We start from the raw sequence: 15,956 nt of genomic DNA on the forward strand, positions 1-15,956 counted from the left end.
CGCCATTTCCGTCCTCATGTTTAACCATGTGATCAGTGCCGTCGATGCTATTTTCTCCACCTCGAAGTGGAATCGCAAGCATGCTACTCGCCTCAGCGGTCGCTTGTGGTTCAATCCGGCCCATTCCTATGGCGTGGGAGGTGTACAAATCAGTATTGGCTGGTAGACGCTGCCCGGATCAATTCCACCTGGACTCATGAAACGCGTTTTGATATTCCTGTTCTTGGGCATCCTTAGTCTAAGCATCACGGGCTGCGCTGGCAGGCAAAGTTCAGCACGCAGTAGCATTGAGGAACGCTTTGCCCGGGGTAAAGCTTTATTCGAGAAGGAGAAATGGGCCCGAGCTGCCGATGAGTTCAACTTGGTGGTTATCAACAATCCGGCTGGCAACTTGGCGGCCCAGGCACAATACTATTACGCCGAATGTCTTTACCAGCAAAAACAGTATGTGGAAGCCCAGGTTGAGTTCGAACGGCTCCTGAGGCGCTGGGCCACTACCGAGCACCTGGTGGAGGCCCGCTATCGCATAGTCCAGTGCCTGGTTGCTCAATCGCCCTCATTCTACTTCGATCAGAAAACCACCCTGGAGGCTATAGACGAACTGCAGGCTTTCATCGATGACTTCCCTGAAAGCGCTTACCGGGAAGAGGCCGAGACCCTTATCACTGAGCTGCGGTACAAAATTGCGCGCAAGTATTATGAATCAGGGCGTCTCTATCTGAAGTGGCGCCGGTCACCACCGGCCCGGATCTATTTTGACATGGTATTGTCCCAGTATTACGACACCCCTTATGCTGATGAAGCCCGGGTAGGTATCGTGGTCTCCTATATCCTTGAAGAAGATCTTGAAGCGGCGCGGGTTTACTTAAATGAGAATGACGCCAAGTTTACAGATCCGGAACTAAGAGCAGAGGCTGAACGCTACGTTGATATGGCCCAACAGGGCAAGTTCGATCTCGATTTCTATATCCGCCTCTACCAATGACCAGACTCGGAATCTTTGGTGGCAGCTTCGATCCACCCCATAACGGGCACGTAGAGATCGCCACCCTGGCTACTGAAAGGATTCCTTTAGATATACTCTACTTTGTACCATCCTACCAGGCTCTTCTTAAAACGCAGCCCCCTGAAGCGCCCGCCCGGCAGCGTGTGGCCATGGTGAGGCTATTGGCAAAGATGAGGCCAAACTGGCATGTACTCACCTATGAAGTGGATCAAAAACGGCCGGTGGCTACCATAGAGACGGTAGAGTTCCTGAAACGTCGCCACCCGCAAGCGGATTGCTACCTCATCATTGGTGGTGACCAAGCGGCGCAGTTCAATCAGTGGCAGCAATGGGAGCGGTTGGTCGGGATGGTGCACATCGTGTGTTTTGCCAGGGAAGGGCCGCCGCCCATATCTCCCATCGCTGACCAGCTGCTGCACGTACTATACGATGTGCCGTTGTCCTCATCGCTCGTTCGAGAACGGATCAAGGCAGGCGGATCGACCAGCAAGCTGCTCCCACCCGCTGTTCAGGCGTATATTGAGGAGCATCGGCTTTACCGATGATTGTTACCGCCCTGTTACTCCTGACCGGAATTGGAATGCTGTATCTGGGCGCAGAAGGCCTGGTGTGGGGTGGAAGCCGTCTAGCCACGCACTTTCGGGTAGCCCCGATGGTGATTGGCTTGAGCGTGGTGGCTTTCGGAACCAGTCTGCCTGAGTTTGCCGTAAGCCTTTATGCAGTGCTAGAGGGCGTACAGGACATAGCCGTAGGCAACGTGGTTGGCTCGAACATTGCCAACGTGGCCCTTATTCTGGCATCCAGCGCCGTCATTTTTCCGATAGCATGCAGCTACTCCATAGTACGGGATGATGTGCTTATCGTAATCGGGATCACTATGGTGTTTCTCGGTTTCAGTTTCGACGGCGAGATCAGTCGCATTGATGGGGGCATAATGACGACGGGGATTATCCTTTATGTTCTACGTCTGGCCAGGAGCCCCGCCATCACAACGGAGGTGCAAATAGATCCCGGGGGTCGCTTATGGCAGTTCATTCTGGCTGTACTGATGGGGCTTCTCATTCTGGCGGTAGGTACCCACCTGTTCACGAGTTCCGCGGTGTTCATAGCCCGCCTGTTTGGTGTATCCGAGCTGGTTATCGGAGCAACCATTGTGGCCGTTGGGACCTCCCTTCCGGAGTTAGCCACTTCCATAGTGGCGGCTGTCCGTAGACAATCGGAGATCGTCCTGGGTAATATCCTGGGTTCAAACGTATTCAACATGATCGCAGTCCTGGGGATTATCCCACTTATCAGGCCTGTTGAGGTGCCCGATCAGGCTAAATTGATACAAATGCCCATTATGCTGGGTCTGACAGTGGTTCTACTGCCGATGCTCAAGTACCAGCAGGGGATCAGACGTGGTATGGGCCTGCTCTTGTTGTGTGTATATGCCGCTTTTATTGCATATATGTATCGATCGGGCGGTTTCTGAGTTGAGCATGGTTGTGGGACAGAGGAGACGCCCATAAATTTAATAGCATGATTGAATTCCGTGACGTCACCCTCATCTACCAGCGGGGGGCGGGGGTTTTCGACATCGACTTCCAGGTGGATACCGGGGAACTGATTTTCCTCATTGGGCCTTCGGGAGCCGGGAAGACCACCATCCTCAAGCTGATGTACATGGACCTGATCCCGCAATCGGGGGAGGTGGAAGTCAATGGTTTTATAACCCATCGTACACGCAGCCGGTATGTGCCGTTGCTCCGGCGGACATTGGGCTTAGTATTCCAGGATTTCCGCCTCCTGCCTGACCGAAACGCCTATGAAAACGTTGCCCTGCCGCTGCATATTATCGGCTTTCCAAGGCGGGAGATAAGGGAAAGGGTCTACAGCGCCCTGGACGACGTGGGGCTTTCTCAAAGGACCCACCATTATCCCCGAGAGCTCAGCGGGGGCGAACAGCAACGAGTAGCTATAGCACGGGCGGTGGCCAAGAATCCGGTTATTATTCTGGCAGATGAGCCCACCGGGAACCTGGATGCCGCCACTTCCATGGAAATTGTTGACCTACTTACCTTTCTGGCCGAGGAGAACCGGAGTACGGTGGTAATAGCTACCCATGATTACACTCTAACCTCAAAGAGACCTGGTCGGCTCATCGAGATCGACGAGGGGCAGTTGCTGGATTGATCAGTAAGTATCTATATCTGGTAGGGGAAGGAATTCGGTCTTTGTGGCGGGCCAGACTGCCCATGTTGGGTTCCACGCTCACCATTGCTCTTACCCTGGTAATTTTCGGGGGGGCCTATCTGATACTGAGCAACTTTGATCGAGCCACCCGCCGCCTGCAAAGCCAGTACCGAATCGAGGTGTTTTTCGATCCGCTCTACAATAACCGGGAAGCTTTTGAGGTCTATCAGCAGTTGAAATTTATTGAAGGGATTGCCAGTACCGAGTTCATCAACAAGGAGCGGGCGGCGGCCATTTTCAAGCGGGAGTTCGGGGAAGACGTAATGGAAGTTCTGGGAACTAACCCGCTCCCGGCGGGGGCTATCGTCATGGTAGCCCGTGGCCATCGTACTGCCCGGCGTATCAATCACATTGCTGACACCATCGCCGCGCTGCCGGGTGTGAATGATGTGGCTTATCGGGGAGAGCTGGTACGGCTCCTGGAGCGCTATATTCAGTTTGCCGCTTATGGCGGGCTGGTGGTTGGGATTATGACCCTGCTGGGGGCTATTTTTTTGGTATCCAACACCATAAAACTGTCCATCTATGCCAAGCGAGACACCATTGACGTACTCTACCTTTTGGGTGCCACCCGCAAATTCATCCGCTTCCCCTTTCTGATAGAGGGTGCGTTACAGGGCTTGTTGGGCTCCGTGGTAGCGATAGCGGTGGTCGTAGGTCTGCTTGATGTGTTGAATTATATCCTGGAACAATTTGTGCTTTATCGGGTTATCCGGCCGCCATATTTGGCCATTGGTATTGTCATCCTGGGAATTGCGCTGGGGACCCTTGGCAGTTCCCGGAGTATGCGCAAGTTTCTCAGCCCCAGAGCTCTTGGGGCCAAGTAAGGGTTCCCCGACGGGGGCCTTCTTGATTTCAAAGGACTAAAAAACTAAATTTTTATGATGAAAATGATTAAGGAGCAGCTATCAGAGCGGGAACGCAGCATCTTGGCCGTTACGGTAAAAGACTATATCCAGACGGCTCAACCGGTAGCCTCCAATCGGGTCAGGAATGTTTACAAATTCCCCATTAGTGCGGCCACCATCCGCAATACCATGGCAGCCCTCGAACGGGCCGGCTACCTGATCCATCCCCATACTTCGGCCGGGAAGATCCCGACTGACAAAGGCTACCGGACCTACGTCAACCAGCTCATGGTGGTGGAAGAGTTGAATGCCAAGATAGTGGACCAGGTCCGCCGTAGCCTGGACCAAATCTCAGGGGATGTTGACAAGCTGTTGCGGATCGTCGCTCACATTATTTCGCAGCTTTCCGGCGCAGTCGGGATTACTATCACGCCTTTCAACCCTCGGGCGCGGTTGCGCTTACTCAGGCTAATTCCCGTCAGCTACCGGCGCATGCTGATTGTCCTGGAACTGGACGGTGGAAGTGTGCGTACCGTGGTAGCGGAGGGTAAGCGAACCGTAGAAGAATATCAGATCGCTATCCTGGAAGAAATCCTGAATGAGCGCCTGGGTGGATTAATCCTTGGGGAGATCCAGGCCACCATTGGGCCGAGGCTGGAAGGTACACTGGCTGACGATCTGGGTTTCACCACATTGATTGTGGATCATTCCAGCACACTGTTCGATGACCGGGAGCAGAGTGAAATGTACATCTACGGCCTGCGACAGGTCCTGACGGGGCCTGAGTTTGTTGATCAGAGTAATGTGGTGACTCTAGTGAGCTTGTTGGAAAACGAGGAGCGGCTGCGGGAATTGTTACTGGGCGACAGGCCGGAGGGTTACATCCATGTAACCATCGGTCATGAACACGAAGATGAAGAGCTAGAAACCTTTGCCACCATTAGCCAGAGCTTTCACCTTGGTAATTCATTGGGCACCCTGGCGGTGCTGGCACCTAAGCGGGTCAACTACCCATTGGTCTTTGCCGTCCTGGAATTCATGAGTCACACCGTATCGAAGCTAATAGAAGATCGAGCCTAGGGGATTACATGCCGGTAAGAAATACGAAACAGCAGCAACCTGCCACTGACGACGAGCCCAAGTCGAAGACAAAGGGCGCTGGCCGGACTGATAAAGGAACCACCAGCATTGGCGGTGGGGCTCCAAAGGAGCCGGTCCAGGCCATAACAAAAGAGCAGCCAGTCCAGCGCCCGACCGATACGGAAAAGATCCATGAGCTGGAAGCCCGTTTCAAAGAACTGGAAGATAGATATATCCGCCTGCGGGCTGAATATGACAATCATATCAAACGGTCGAATAAAGAAAAAGATGAACTCATCACCTACGCGGGCAGCTATGTCTTTCGTTCGATCTTGCCCATTCTGGATGACCTGAGGAGAACTGTCGATCACGCCCGCCAGGATGAGTCCCAGAAAGATGACCCTGTTCTTCAAGGGATCGAGCTTATCATTGAAAAATTTGCCAAATTTTTGGAAGCAGAAGGGGTTCAGATCTTCAACTCAGTCGGGGAAGCCTTCGACCCGGAGCTGCATGAGGCCCTGATGACCCGTTCTTCCAATGAGCACCCGCCCGGGACCGTATTAGAAGAGTATGAACCCGGTTACAAGTATCGGGATAAGGTTCTCAGGCATGCCAAAGTGGTGGTGAGCGGCTGACGCGATGCCGGATTATTATGACATACTGGGCGTTGACCGGCACGCCAACGACGACGAGATCAAGAAGGCTTACCGCCGGATGGCCCTGAAATACCACCCTGACAAGAACCCCGGGGATAAGAGCGCCGAGCAGAAATTCAAGGAGGCTGCTGAAGCCTACGAGGTGTTGCACAATCCTCAAAAGCGGGCCCAGTATGATCGCTTCGGAGCTGTTGGGATAGATGGTGCTACCGGTGCCGGCGGGTTTGAATTTGACCTATCCGATGCCCTCCGCACTTTCATGTCCGGTTTTGGCGGCTTTGGCGGTTTCGATGACTTTTTCGGCACGACAACCCGCACCAGGCGCCGGACAGAGAAGGGCACTGACCTTCGGGTAACCCTCCCGCTCAGCTATGAGGAAATCGCTGCCGGGGTGGAGAAGACGATCCGGGTCAAGCGCTTTGAGATCTGCGATGCGTGCGCTGGTTCTGGTGCCGCCAGCGGGGGCGGTCAGGTTACCTGTCCCCAGTGTGGTGGTTCGGGTGAAATACGGCAGGTACAACGCTCCATACTCGGGCAGATCGTACATGTGCACGAATGCCGGAACTGCGGTGGGACCGGTAGAGTGGTGGAGCGACCCTGCCGGACCTGCCATGGCGAGGGACGCACAAAGGTCAGCAAGGAAGTCAAGATTGAGGTTCCGGTGGGAGTTGCCGCCGGTAACTACATGACTATGCATGATCAGGGCAATCGGGGCCGACGAGGAACCCGGGCCGGGGATCTGATTGTTATATTCGATGAGAAGGAACATCCTATATTCACCCGCCATGGTCGTGATGTTCTTCTGACCGTAAACGTTACTTTTACCGAGGCGGCTCTAGGGACCACTATCGAAGTGCCGACTCTGGATGGGACTGCGAACCTCAAAATTCCACCCGGGATTCAGGCGGGTCATATCCTTCGGATGCGAGGTAAGGGTTTCCCGGAATTGCGAGGCCGAATTCGGGGCGACCAGCTGGTGCGGATTCAAGTAGTGGCACCCTCCAATTTAAACGATCGTCAGCGCAGCTTTTATGAAGAGCTCCGGGAGATCGAGTCACCCATTGCAGACCCGGAGCGCTACGGAAAGTTTGGCGGCTAAGTGAAGGTCTTCACTGCGGGTGAGAAACGTGTTCTTTTGTTCCTGTCCGCGCTGCTGTTCATCGGGCTCGTTGTGCAGCAGGTTCGCCGTCACTTCGAAAGGCCGACAACCGCCGAGCAGGCAGCTCGTGAAAGGTCGCTGGAAGCGTTCCGGGAGGGTAGCCTTCGCTACGTAGCCACAGCCGATTCGGCAGCTGCTGCCTTGTGGGCTCTTGGTCTCGAGAGCCCTATTGATGTGAACCGAGCCAGCTGGGAAGAGCTGCAGATACTGCCCGGTATCGGGCCGGTGTTAGCCCAAAAAATCGTCGATTATCGAGCCAGAAACGGATATTTTAGGACCGTCCAGGACCTGATAGAAGTCAAGGGGATCGGTCCCAAACTGCTGATGCGGTGGGAAGGATTTATCACTATACAACCAGATACAATGATTAAGAAAGGCATGCCCGTTGAATAATCAGACGTCATCCGAACCCGGCCAGCGTAGGACATTCGTTGGACAGAAAATAATTTCATGGTGGCAATCACTGCCTCGGACAACGGCTACTATGCTACTGGATTGGTTCATTGTTTTTGCGATTGCCATACTGGTGTTGGTTATCTATGTCCCGAAGAGAATTTGGGCAGAGGAGGAGGCCTATCAGACTGAGAGCCGCCGCCGGATGCAGATTATCCAAGATGCTGAGGACTTCTTTAATACCGTCCGGATGAACTATACCACCGATGGCACTCTCCTGTTCAAACTCGTCAGTCAGGTACATGATTCACTCATTGCTGATTCCACCTTTATCAACGAACAGATAGTCTATGTCGATGGTTCACTCTATCGAGTTCTCATTCCCGAATTCCTGGGCTTCCAGATGGACACTACATTCACTGTTGGTCGAGCCTTGCGGCGGGATGTTTTGGATACAACCTTTACCGTAACCCTCTGGAATGATGAACGGGCTGACTATGATACACTTTTTATCAACGGTTCCAAAGCACTAGCCCAGGTCAGATTGGATACCGCATTCGTCGCCGTCCTGGATACCAGCTACGGCAGCCACAGCGAGGTCTATACTGACTATGAGTGGAACCGCTTTCGATTGGACCTGGATCTGCTCAATTGTCCGGTCACAGGAAAGGAATTTATCATCAGCATTGACAGTACCGACAACGAATTGAAGATCGCCAGTCCGATCGATGGGGAGTATGTGGAGTCGCGCTACCTGGTCTTCAAATTCAGGGCCAAAGATCACGGAGAGATTGTCGCCGGAGACCGGAGCTGGGGGAACCAATAACTGCTAAGGGTCCGCTGATGGATGCCCCAGACCCATGTTAGCAATCGCTATCTCAGGCTTTGAAGTCCGCTATTTTGTCTGGGACAGAAGTGGCGAAGAGGTACGGCTGGTTGCTTGTCAGGTGATACCGTGGGAGCGAGAGCTCGATCCGTTCCTCGACGTGGCACACATTCGGGACATGATCCAGCAGATCCTCGCTGAGGCTAGTGAAGACGCGACAGCGCCGGTCTACCTCACCCTGGACGCTGCCTTCTGCCATTTTTCCCTGTTAGAGGTAGATCCAGCCTGGGATGCCAGCGAGCAGCTGGAATATATCCTACGTAACCGTTTTGGTACTGAGCCCCTCTACGCGAGTTTTCAATATCCTCTCGTAAGCGACTTGGGGTTATATCTGAACGTGGATTGTCCGCTGGTTCTTCGCCGGGCGGTCCAAACGGCGCTACCTACTAAAAGTACCGCTGATCATTTATTATCGATCGGAGTATTCTCGGCCTACAACTACGCCAAGCGAGTGGTGCCAGCTTTGGAGCGCGGTCGGCGCCTTTTCTGGCGGACCTCGGAACACAGTCTGGACCAATTTCTGGAAATCCAGGATGGCGAGTTTAGGGCCCTCCATTTCCTGGAACGAAATACCTCGAGGGTATCGCTCCTCAAGACGGTGGGGCACAGCCGCCTGCAGGAACCGATTGCCGCCTTTGTGGAAGAACTACAGGAGGGCCGGGATGCCATTTTCCCGGAAGTCGAGAGCGTCTTTGTCTATCTGGGCTCCGGTGGCACCGACTTCCTGGAGCGGGTCATGCGAAGCGAGCAGACCACTCTTGCGCTGCTGAATCCATTCTGGCGCTGGAACTGGCCGGAGGTACCGGAGGCGGACAATCGCTTTACCCAATCGGCCTTTTCCGAGTTGGCTGATGCCGTATGGGCGGTCAAACATGTTTGACATCAACCTGCTTTTAAAACCCGGGCTTCAAGAGGCCATTGTTTGGCCCGAAGAAGAAGTGCTGGAGGATCGCGAAGCGGCGATAATAAGCCGGCTGCAAGGACGGCTTCCAGCCGAAGCCCTTGCGGTGGTGACGCCCAAACCCAGGGCGAAGTCCAGATTCCTGCCCTGGATCGTAGTGCTCCTGGTGATCCTGGTGGTAGCGGTATATTGGTGGTATCAGGGATGGAGTTGGAGACAATGGCGCGAGCTCTTTCCTTTCCGCGAGCCTGCCCCAGCGGTAGGTGTACCGGAAGGTGTGGGGCTCCGCCCGGGAACCTGTGTCACGGCAGTGGCCCAGGTTCTGGAGGAACTGCCCGTGCAGGCCAGTTTGGATTTTATAGATGCGGGTGTGGGTGTGCTGATTTATTGGGTCTCGGGCGAAGATCTGGCTAAGTCTCTGCTCCAGCTCAATACACGCATTGAGGGTCGCCAATATTCCGATCTCATTACGCCTTCAGCTCCCGCCCCGCCGGATTACTGGCTGGGTACAATTGCCTTTGATGCGAGGGATCAGGTGGGAGCCTTGCGCCCTTCACGATCGGATTATGATCGCTTTTTCCGCCGGCTTCAGAAAAAAGTCAGCAACACCGGCGGTGTTGTACTGGAGATGGTCCCCGGAATAATGACGGCCGGCGAGTATGTGATCCAGGGTACTCTCGACGAAATACGGGCCCACCTCACTACGGCTCTCATTGATTCCAGTGGGGTGCACTATCATCGTCTCAGTGTTTTGAAGCCAGAGCAGCTCGCCGGGGACTCCTATTTATTGCGGGTAATCTTTAACTTGATCGAGGAGCCGATACTATTACAACGGTCATCATCGCCGGCCGATACCGGGGCTTGAAGCTGCAGGTCCCGAAAGGATACCTTCGTAAAAGCCCGGACAAGGCCATTCGCCCAACGAAAGCCGTGGTTCGGAAATCGATCTTTCAACGATTGGAGCCCTGGACTGATAAGCTCGTTTGCGATTTCTATGCTGGCATCGGCACCTTGGGCATTGAGGCCCTCAGTCGGGGGTCTGCCCACGTCACCTTTGTGGAAAATGATCCTGATGTGCTGGCCGCACTGGAAAGGAACCTGGCTAAGATCGGGGCGCAAGATAGATGTACGGTTAGCCGGACAGATGTGGCCTCGTTTCTGGCGTCGGCACCGCGGCAGTTCGATGTGGTACTGGCCGATCCACCTTATTACAGTATCGGGTGGGGCGAGCTGCAGCCGCGGGTTGCGGAGATCCTTGCTCCCGGCGGAGTGTTTGTTATGGAGCTGCCTCGGAAGGCACCCTTGCCTGAGAATGTCAATGTACGAACATTCGGCCGAACCAAAGTAGGAATATGGCGGAAACCAACATGAGAACAGTTGTTTATCCCGGCACTTTCGATCCCATCACCAACGGTCACCTGGACGTCATTGTTCGGGCACTCAACCTCTTTGATAAGGTCATCGTCGCCGTCGCCGATAATCCGGATAAGGTACCACTGTTCAATGTTGAAGAGCGGCTGGAGCTGATTCGGGAAACCGTGAAAGACCTGGGTCCTGTGGAGGTGGATCATTTCTCGGGCCTGGCGGTGGACTATGCCAAGGCCAAGGGCGCTTGTGCCATTATCCGCGGTTTGAGAGCGATTTCGGACTTCGAGATCGAATTCCAGATGGCCCTTATGAACCGTCATATGGATCAGGATGTGGCCACTGTCTTCCTTATGCCCCATTACCGCTATACCCACCTAAACTCGTCTATCATTCGGGAAATCGCCAGCCTGAATGGGGATATCGCCGACTTTGTCCCGCCGGTAGTCCAGAAGGCCCTCACCCGCAAGTATCGAAGGGATTAATCTGTCCGTTGCAGGATTTAAATAGAGAATAGGATAATAAAATCATAACGACCATGCTAAGGGAAAGAAACGATGCCGACGTATAGTTACGTATGTGATGCCTGCGGCCACCAGTTTGATCGGTTCCAGGCCATAACCGATGAGCCGGTCAGGCAATGCCCCAGCTGCGGTCAGAAGCGTGTCCGGCGCTTAATCGGGGCTGGGATAGGGTTGATATTCAAAGGTTCCGGCTTTTATCTCACCGACTACGCCCGTCCCAAGGAGGTCACTTCTGACCGGACCCCGCCAGGCGAATCCACTGCCGACGGCAACGGGCAAGAGAAAGCAGCACCATCGGGGGAAAGTCCACAGGATACCCCCGGAAATACTGAGAGCCCATCTAGCGCTCATAAAAGTGACGCATGATGGGCCGCTAACGTATCGTTATCACGGAAGGAAAGAAACATGGGTTCCTATCAACATATTGTACCGCCTCCGGAGGGGGAGAAAATCACCAAGACGGCTGCGGGCCTGCAGGTGCCGGATGTACCCATCATACCCTTCATTGAGGGTGACGGGACCGGTCCCGATATCTGGCGGGCGGCGGTGCGGGTGTTCGATGCCGCCGTGGAGAAGGCCTATGGCGGCCAGCGCAGGATCGCGTGGATGGAAATCTACGGCGGAGACAAGGCCAACGAGGTCTACGGCCGCGACACCTGGCTTCCCGATGAGACCCTGGAGGCAATCAGGGATCATCTCCTGGCCATCAAGGGGCCCCTCACCACTCCTGTGGGCGGAGGCATCCGCTCCCTGAACGTTACCATGCGCCAGAAACTGGACCTGTTCGTTTGCCTGCGGCCGGTGCGCTACTTCAAGGGTGTACCATCGCCGGTCAAGCACCCGGAGCGGGTGGATATGGTTGTCTTCCGGGAGAATACCGAGGATATCTACGCCGGAATTGAGTTCCAATATGGCACGGATGACTTAAAGAAATTCTTGAAGTTATTTAAGGATGCATTCGGTGAGCGCTATCAAAAGATCCGCTTTCCCGATACCACCGGAATCGGCATCAAGCCCGTTTCGCAGGAAGGTACCCAGCGGCTGGTGCGGGCGGCGATCCGTTATGCCCTGGAGCACGGCCGCAAGAGCGTCACCCTGGTGCACAAGGGCAACATCATGAAGTACACCGAGGGCGCCTTCAAGAATTGGGGCTACGACGTGGCCGAGGAAGAGTTCGGCGATAAGGTCTTCACCTGGATCACGTACGACCGCATCAAGAAGACCATGGGGGAGCTGGCCGCCAACAACGCCCAGCAGGAGGCCCTGGACGCCGGGAAGTTGCTCATCAAGGACGCCATCGCCGACGCCTTCCTCCAGCAGATCCTTACCCGGGCCAACGAATTCGACGTCATCGCCACCCTGAACCTGAACGGCGACTACATCTCCGATGCCCTGGCGGCCCAGGTGGGGGGCATCGGCATTGCCCCCGGCGCCAACATCAACTACGACACCGGCGCGGCCATCTTCGAGTCCACCCACGGCACCGGACCCAAGTATGCCGGCAAGGACATGGTCAATCCCGGCTCCCTGATCCTCTCCGGCGAGCTCATGCTGCGCTACATCGGCTGGAACGAGGCCGCCGACCTGATCATCAAGGGCCTGGAAGGGGCCATCGGCGACAAGCTGGTGACCTACGACTTCCACCGCCTCATGGAGGGCGCCACCAAACTCAAGACCAGCGAGTTCGCCACAGCCATGATCGAGCGGATGTAAGGGGGCAAGAGTTGGTAGGGGCACAGCGTGCTGTGCCCTATAGCTGAAAAACATGGAGTTAACTGAATGGAACGACATTTCACGCTTGAGTACTGGATTGATGAGGGCTGGTATGTAGGGAAATTGAAGGAGGTCCCCGGCGTGTTCAGTCAGGGTGAGACCCTTGATGAATTGGAAGAGAACATCCGGGAAGCCTACCAGTTGATGAAGGAGGAATCCCCAATTACCCGTGCTGGAGTGAACACAAAAGAAATCCTCGTTGATGTTGAATGAAAAGAGGCAACTTCATCAGAGAGCTGGTCAATGATGGTTGCTATTTGAAACGGCACGGAAAGAAGCATGATATCTACGTCAACCCGCGAAATGGGAAGCAAGCACCGGTACCACGGCATCCGGAGATTAAGGAAAGCCTCTGCGAGCTCATCCGGAGGCAGCTCGGACTGTAGTCACGGAGATGAAGATCAGAGAGTTCGCCACAGCCATGATCGAGCGGATGTGAGGTCATAGAATCCATTAGTCCGACCATCACCGTGACCGTCGCCCTGAGCTGAGCTTGCCATGAGCACAGGCGAATGGTCGAAGGGTGACGGATGAGTTGGCCGAGTCGCACTTCGACAGGCTCAACACGACTCTTATGGATGGAAGACGCCACCAAACTCAAGACCAGCGAGCTTGCCGAGGAGATGATGGGGAGGATGTGAGTAGCAGTATTTCTTGCCAATTGGCCAAAGGGGCGGTAGGTTATCATAAGATAGGACTGCAGCCCCTTTGACTTTACAGACATGAGAGTATTACCGGTATTGCTTGGCATATTCGCAGGCCTTTCGGCTTTTACTTTTTTTTATGCCCGGGGTGCTTCCTATTTCCTTGATGACCCGCAGGCCTGTCAGAACTGCCATATTATGCGGGAGCAATTCGACGCCTGGAACCGTTCCAGCCACAAAGCGGTGGCCACCTGCAACGACTGTCACACACCAAAGAACTTCGTCGGAAAATACGCCGTCAAGGGGATTAACGGCTGGAACCACAGCGCCGCTTTCACTGCGGGGGGATTCCCCGAGCCGATCCAGATCAGGGAGTTCAATCGCGAAATTACCGTAAATAATTGCATACGATGTCATGAAGAGGTCATCAGCCGTATGCTTATGAACATTAAAGGCGAAAAGGCCGATTGCACTGCCTGTCACGGGAATGTGGGGCATCAAGAACGCGAATAAAGAGAGGGAAGGGTGATGTCTGATAGTCTGTTTTCACGTTTCCGGTTGATTCATGTACTTGCATTTTTTGCTGCTGCAATTGGTACTGTAGCGGTTCTCCTGCTGTTGCTGAACATTCGTCAGCGCAAAATGGAAGCGCTCCAGTATCCATTAATGATTGTAGAAATCGGTGCCGATGAAATCGATCCTGAAGTTTGGGGCCGGAATTTTCCGTATGAATACGATGCCTTTACCCGGACGGAGACTGATTACGGTGAGACGGAATACGGCGGCTCGACGCCTTACAGTAAGCTGGAACGGTATCCGGCCATGAAGCGCCTCTGGGCCGGTTACTCCTTCAGCATCGACCACAACGAGGAGCGCGGTCATTACTATGCGGCCATCGATCAAGCCAACACCCAACGTGTAAAAGTCGTCAGCCAGCCCGGAGCCTGCGTCAACTGCCACGCCGCCGAAGCGCCCCGATTAATCGAAAAAATGGGCTGGGAGGTGTTCAACAGGACACCCTACGACACCCTGAAACCTGACCTTAATACCGGTTCTTCCTGTGCAGACTGCCATCATCCAGAGACAATGGACCTGAGAATTACACGCCCGGCCTTTATAAGCGCTATGGAGCAAACAGGAATAGACTTATCCCGGGCGACCCGCCAGGAGATGAGGACGTATGTCTGTGCCCAATGCCACGTGGAATATTACTTTAGAGGAAACAATAAGGTGCTGACCTTTCCCTGGAGTCGGGGGCGTACCATCGATGCCATCGAGGAACATTACGATGCATATACATTCTCCGATTGGACCCACCGGGAGACCGGCGCTTCGATGATCAAGATTCAGCATCCCGAATTCGAGCTCTGGGGCACAGGCATTCACGCCCAATCGGGCGTTTCCTGCGCTGACTGCCATATGCCTTATATCCGTAAAGGGGGCGTTAAAATATCCGATCACTGGATTCGTAGCCCGCTGACTAACCTGAACCAATCCTGCCAGACATGCCATCACTGGCCCGAAGAGGAATTGAAGGATAGGATTCTGAACATCCAGCATAAGACCGCTGACTTGCTGCGCAAGAGTGAAGCGGCAATCCTCTCCGCAATGGATGCCATTATTCAAAAGAAACGTTCAGGAGTTTCAGATGCCGCTCTAAAGGATGCCCTGAATTTTCATCGCCGAGCACAAGTGCGATGGGACTTTGTTTCTTCTGAGAACAGCACCGGATTCCATAGTCCGCAAGAAGCGGCACGCATCCTGGCTGAGGCTATCGATTATGCCCGACTGGCTGAAATTTCGGCTTTAATGGCTGCAAAGTGATTGTCCGGCGATAACGGCTATGGCATAATCGCCAGACACCATAGAAGTCATTCTGAGCTGACCCTGCAATGAGTCCGCCGGCTGGCGGATCGAATGGTCGAAGGCCGACGGATTAGAAACAGTCGTGCTGAGCCTGTCGAAGTACGACTCTACCGCACGGAAGGCGCCACCAAACTCAAGACCAGCGAGTTCGCCACCGCGATGATCGAGCGGATGTAGAGCGGCAAACAGCGATCGGCCACTCTCACACTTAAGCTTGTCCTGAGTAAAAGTTCTTCAATATTCAATCTTCAATAGACAATCATTATTTATTCTTGCGCATCGCTCGCACTAGGCGAACTACAGCCGCCTTTTTCCGCCCTAACTTCCGGCCGTCAATGGTTTGCTAACCGCCCCAGCAAAAGTATTGAGCCAAAAAAGAAGCCACTGCTTAAACTACTTGCAGGAATCTATATATAATCGCTCCTTTACTACTATACTTTAGCGAAAATAACTGTAAGATTAGGTCTGAGATTTCTTATTCCTTTGTCTGAATATATTATAGTGTTTTCCTTACATTAGCCGTTGCTTTTCGATATAATCTTCCAAGATCACTATCCTATAAAAGATTTTCACTAATGGTAAACCGTTAAGGATCATAATCATGCTGCCTGTCCCGCCAT

21 protein-coding genes are annotated in these 15,956 nt (G+C 53.9%); all 21 read left to right on the forward strand.

Annotation, left to right across the window (positions count from 1 at the left end; all coding sequences use genetic code 11):
• The first annotated feature begins 196 nt into the window (after positions 1-196).
• The 21 genes from ACETWG_05340 (at position 197) to ACETWG_05440 (ending at position 15,513) form a co-directional block, all read left to right on the forward strand.
• Positions 197-985, forward strand: coding sequence for an outer membrane protein assembly factor BamD (locus ACETWG_05340; protein ID MFB0516012.1), 789 nt, complete (start codon positions 197-199; stop codon positions 983-985).
• A complete protein-coding gene (gene nadD, locus ACETWG_05345; GenBank protein ID MFB0516013.1) occupies positions 982-1,551 on the forward strand; it encodes a nicotinate (nicotinamide) nucleotide adenylyltransferase in 570 nt (189 codons plus the stop codon). The genes ACETWG_05340 and nadD overlap by 4 nt, the downstream gene beginning before the upstream one ends.
• Positions 1,548-2,480 carry a calcium/sodium antiporter gene (locus tag ACETWG_05350; GenBank protein ID MFB0516014.1) on the forward strand — a complete coding sequence of 311 codons (933 nt, stop codon included), beginning with the start codon at positions 1,548-1,550 and terminating at the stop codon, positions 2,478-2,480. The genes nadD and ACETWG_05350 overlap by 4 nt, the downstream gene beginning before the upstream one ends.
• Positions 2,481-2,527: 47 nt before the next feature.
• Complete coding sequence (locus tag ACETWG_05355; GenBank protein ID MFB0516015.1) at positions 2,528-3,181, forward strand: cell division ATP-binding protein FtsE; 654 nt, start codon at positions 2,528-2,530, stop codon at positions 3,179-3,181.
• Positions 3,182-3,222: 41 nt separating this feature from the next.
• Complete coding sequence (locus tag ACETWG_05360) at positions 3,223-4,068, forward strand: cell division protein FtsX (GenBank protein MFB0516016.1); 846 nt, start codon at positions 3,223-3,225, stop codon at positions 4,066-4,068.
• Positions 4,069-4,131: 63 nt separating this feature from the next.
• Positions 4,132-5,169, forward strand: coding sequence for a heat-inducible transcriptional repressor HrcA (gene hrcA / locus ACETWG_05365; GenBank protein MFB0516017.1), 1,038 nt, complete (start codon positions 4,132-4,134; stop codon positions 5,167-5,169).
• Between the two features lie 8 nt (positions 5,170-5,177).
• Positions 5,178-5,804, forward strand: a complete 627-nt coding sequence (locus ACETWG_05370) for a nucleotide exchange factor GrpE (GenBank protein MFB0516018.1) — start codon at positions 5,178-5,180, stop codon at positions 5,802-5,804.
• A gap of 4 nt (positions 5,805-5,808) precedes the next feature.
• Positions 5,809-6,924, forward strand: coding sequence for a molecular chaperone DnaJ (dnaJ, locus tag ACETWG_05375; GenBank protein MFB0516019.1), 1,116 nt, complete (start codon positions 5,809-5,811; stop codon positions 6,922-6,924).
• Positions 6,925-7,377, forward strand: a complete 453-nt coding sequence (locus ACETWG_05380) for a ComEA family DNA-binding protein (GenBank protein ID MFB0516020.1) — start codon at positions 6,925-6,927, stop codon at positions 7,375-7,377.
• A gap of 91 nt (positions 7,378-7,468) precedes the next feature.
• Positions 7,469-8,203: a hypothetical protein gene (locus ACETWG_05385; GenBank protein ID MFB0516021.1), complete on the forward strand. Its 735-nt coding sequence runs from the start codon at positions 7,469-7,471 to the stop codon at positions 8,201-8,203.
• Between the two features lie 34 nt (positions 8,204-8,237).
• Positions 8,238-9,143 carry a hypothetical protein gene (locus ACETWG_05390; protein MFB0516022.1) on the forward strand — a complete coding sequence of 302 codons (906 nt, stop codon included), beginning with the start codon at positions 8,238-8,240 and terminating at the stop codon, positions 9,141-9,143.
• Positions 9,136-10,029, forward strand: a complete 894-nt coding sequence (locus ACETWG_05395; protein ID MFB0516023.1) for a hypothetical protein — start codon at positions 9,136-9,138, stop codon at positions 10,027-10,029. Before ACETWG_05390 ends, ACETWG_05395 begins: the two co-directional genes overlap by 8 nt.
• Positions 10,026-10,535, forward strand: a complete 510-nt coding sequence (locus ACETWG_05400) for an RsmD family RNA methyltransferase (GenBank protein MFB0516024.1) — start codon at positions 10,026-10,028, stop codon at positions 10,533-10,535. The genes ACETWG_05395 and ACETWG_05400 overlap by 4 nt, the downstream gene beginning before the upstream one ends.
• Positions 10,532-11,014, forward strand: coding sequence for a pantetheine-phosphate adenylyltransferase (gene coaD / locus ACETWG_05405; protein MFB0516025.1), 483 nt, complete (start codon positions 10,532-10,534; stop codon positions 11,012-11,014). The genes ACETWG_05400 and coaD overlap by 4 nt, the downstream gene beginning before the upstream one ends.
• Before the next feature lie 72 nt (positions 11,015-11,086).
• The gene (locus ACETWG_05410; GenBank protein MFB0516026.1) at positions 11,087-11,419 is read left to right on the forward strand and encodes an FmdB family zinc ribbon protein; all 333 of its coding nucleotides are present in this window, start codon (positions 11,087-11,089) and stop codon (positions 11,417-11,419) included.
• Positions 11,420-11,458: 39 nt separating this feature from the next.
• Positions 11,459-12,766: an NADP-dependent isocitrate dehydrogenase gene (icd, locus tag ACETWG_05415; protein MFB0516027.1), complete on the forward strand. Its 1,308-nt coding sequence runs from the start codon at positions 11,459-11,461 to the stop codon at positions 12,764-12,766.
• Between the two features lie 66 nt (positions 12,767-12,832).
• Positions 12,833-13,039, forward strand: coding sequence for a type II toxin-antitoxin system HicB family antitoxin (locus ACETWG_05420; protein ID MFB0516028.1), 207 nt, complete (start codon positions 12,833-12,835; stop codon positions 13,037-13,039).
• Complete coding sequence (locus tag ACETWG_05425) at positions 13,036-13,212, forward strand: type II toxin-antitoxin system HicA family toxin (GenBank protein ID MFB0516029.1); 177 nt, start codon at positions 13,036-13,038, stop codon at positions 13,210-13,212. Before ACETWG_05420 ends, ACETWG_05425 begins: the two co-directional genes overlap by 4 nt.
• A 354-nt stretch (positions 13,213-13,566) precedes the next feature.
• Positions 13,567-13,983, forward strand: a complete 417-nt coding sequence (gene nrfH, locus ACETWG_05430) for a cytochrome c nitrite reductase small subunit (protein ID MFB0516030.1) — start codon at positions 13,567-13,569, stop codon at positions 13,981-13,983.
• Between the two features lie 15 nt (positions 13,984-13,998).
• On the forward strand, positions 13,999-15,294 hold the full coding sequence (locus ACETWG_05435) for an ammonia-forming cytochrome c nitrite reductase subunit c552 (GenBank protein ID MFB0516031.1): 1,296 nt from the start codon (positions 13,999-14,001) through the stop codon (positions 15,292-15,294).
• A 93-nt stretch (positions 15,295-15,387) separates the two neighbouring features.
• Complete coding sequence (locus ACETWG_05440; protein ID MFB0516032.1) at positions 15,388-15,513, forward strand: hypothetical protein; 126 nt, start codon at positions 15,388-15,390, stop codon at positions 15,511-15,513.
• Positions 15,514-15,956: the final 443 nt, after the last annotated feature.

This window comes from Candidatus Neomarinimicrobiota bacterium (assembly GCA_041862535.1).
GTDB lineage: Bacteria > Fidelibacterota > Marinisomatia > SCGC-AAA003-L08 > TS1B11.

What these genes read in the sequence shown, in the direction of transcription:
- ACETWG_05340 (MFB0516012.1), top strand. Translation starts at nt 197, where the DNA reads ATGAAACGCGTTTTGATATTCCTGTTCTTGGGCATCCTTAGTCTAAGC.
- nadD (MFB0516013.1), top strand. Translation starts at nt 982, where the DNA reads ATGACCAGACTCGGAATCTTTGGTGGCAGCTTCGATCCACCCCATAAC.
- ACETWG_05350 (MFB0516014.1), top strand. Translation starts at nt 1,548, where the DNA reads ATGATTGTTACCGCCCTGTTACTCCTGACCGGAATTGGAATGCTGTAT.
- ACETWG_05355 (MFB0516015.1), top strand. Translation starts at nt 2,528, where the DNA reads ATGATTGAATTCCGTGACGTCACCCTCATCTACCAGCGGGGGGCGGGG.
- hrcA (MFB0516017.1), top strand. Translation starts at nt 4,132, where the DNA reads ATGATTAAGGAGCAGCTATCAGAGCGGGAACGCAGCATCTTGGCCGTT.
- ACETWG_05370 (MFB0516018.1), top strand. Translation starts at nt 5,178, where the DNA reads ATGCCGGTAAGAAATACGAAACAGCAGCAACCTGCCACTGACGACGAG.
- dnaJ (MFB0516019.1), top strand. Translation starts at nt 5,809, where the DNA reads ATGCCGGATTATTATGACATACTGGGCGTTGACCGGCACGCCAACGAC.
- ACETWG_05385 (MFB0516021.1), top strand. Translation starts at nt 7,469, where the DNA reads ATGCTACTGGATTGGTTCATTGTTTTTGCGATTGCCATACTGGTGTTG.
- ACETWG_05390 (MFB0516022.1), top strand. Translation starts at nt 8,238, where the DNA reads ATGTTAGCAATCGCTATCTCAGGCTTTGAAGTCCGCTATTTTGTCTGG.
- ACETWG_05395 (MFB0516023.1), top strand. Translation starts at nt 9,136, where the DNA reads ATGTTTGACATCAACCTGCTTTTAAAACCCGGGCTTCAAGAGGCCATT.
- coaD (MFB0516025.1), top strand. Translation starts at nt 10,532, where the DNA reads ATGAGAACAGTTGTTTATCCCGGCACTTTCGATCCCATCACCAACGGT.
- ACETWG_05410 (MFB0516026.1), top strand. Translation starts at nt 11,087, where the DNA reads ATGCCGACGTATAGTTACGTATGTGATGCCTGCGGCCACCAGTTTGAT.
- icd (MFB0516027.1), top strand. Translation starts at nt 11,459, where the DNA reads ATGGGTTCCTATCAACATATTGTACCGCCTCCGGAGGGGGAGAAAATC.
- ACETWG_05420 (MFB0516028.1), top strand. Translation starts at nt 12,833, where the DNA reads ATGGAACGACATTTCACGCTTGAGTACTGGATTGATGAGGGCTGGTAT.
- ACETWG_05425 (MFB0516029.1), top strand. Translation starts at nt 13,036, where the DNA reads ATGAAAAGAGGCAACTTCATCAGAGAGCTGGTCAATGATGGTTGCTAT.
- ACETWG_05435 (MFB0516031.1), top strand. Translation starts at nt 13,999, where the DNA reads ATGTCTGATAGTCTGTTTTCACGTTTCCGGTTGATTCATGTACTTGCA.
- ACETWG_05440 (MFB0516032.1), top strand. Translation starts at nt 15,388, where the DNA reads ATGGTCGAAGGCCGACGGATTAGAAACAGTCGTGCTGAGCCTGTCGAA.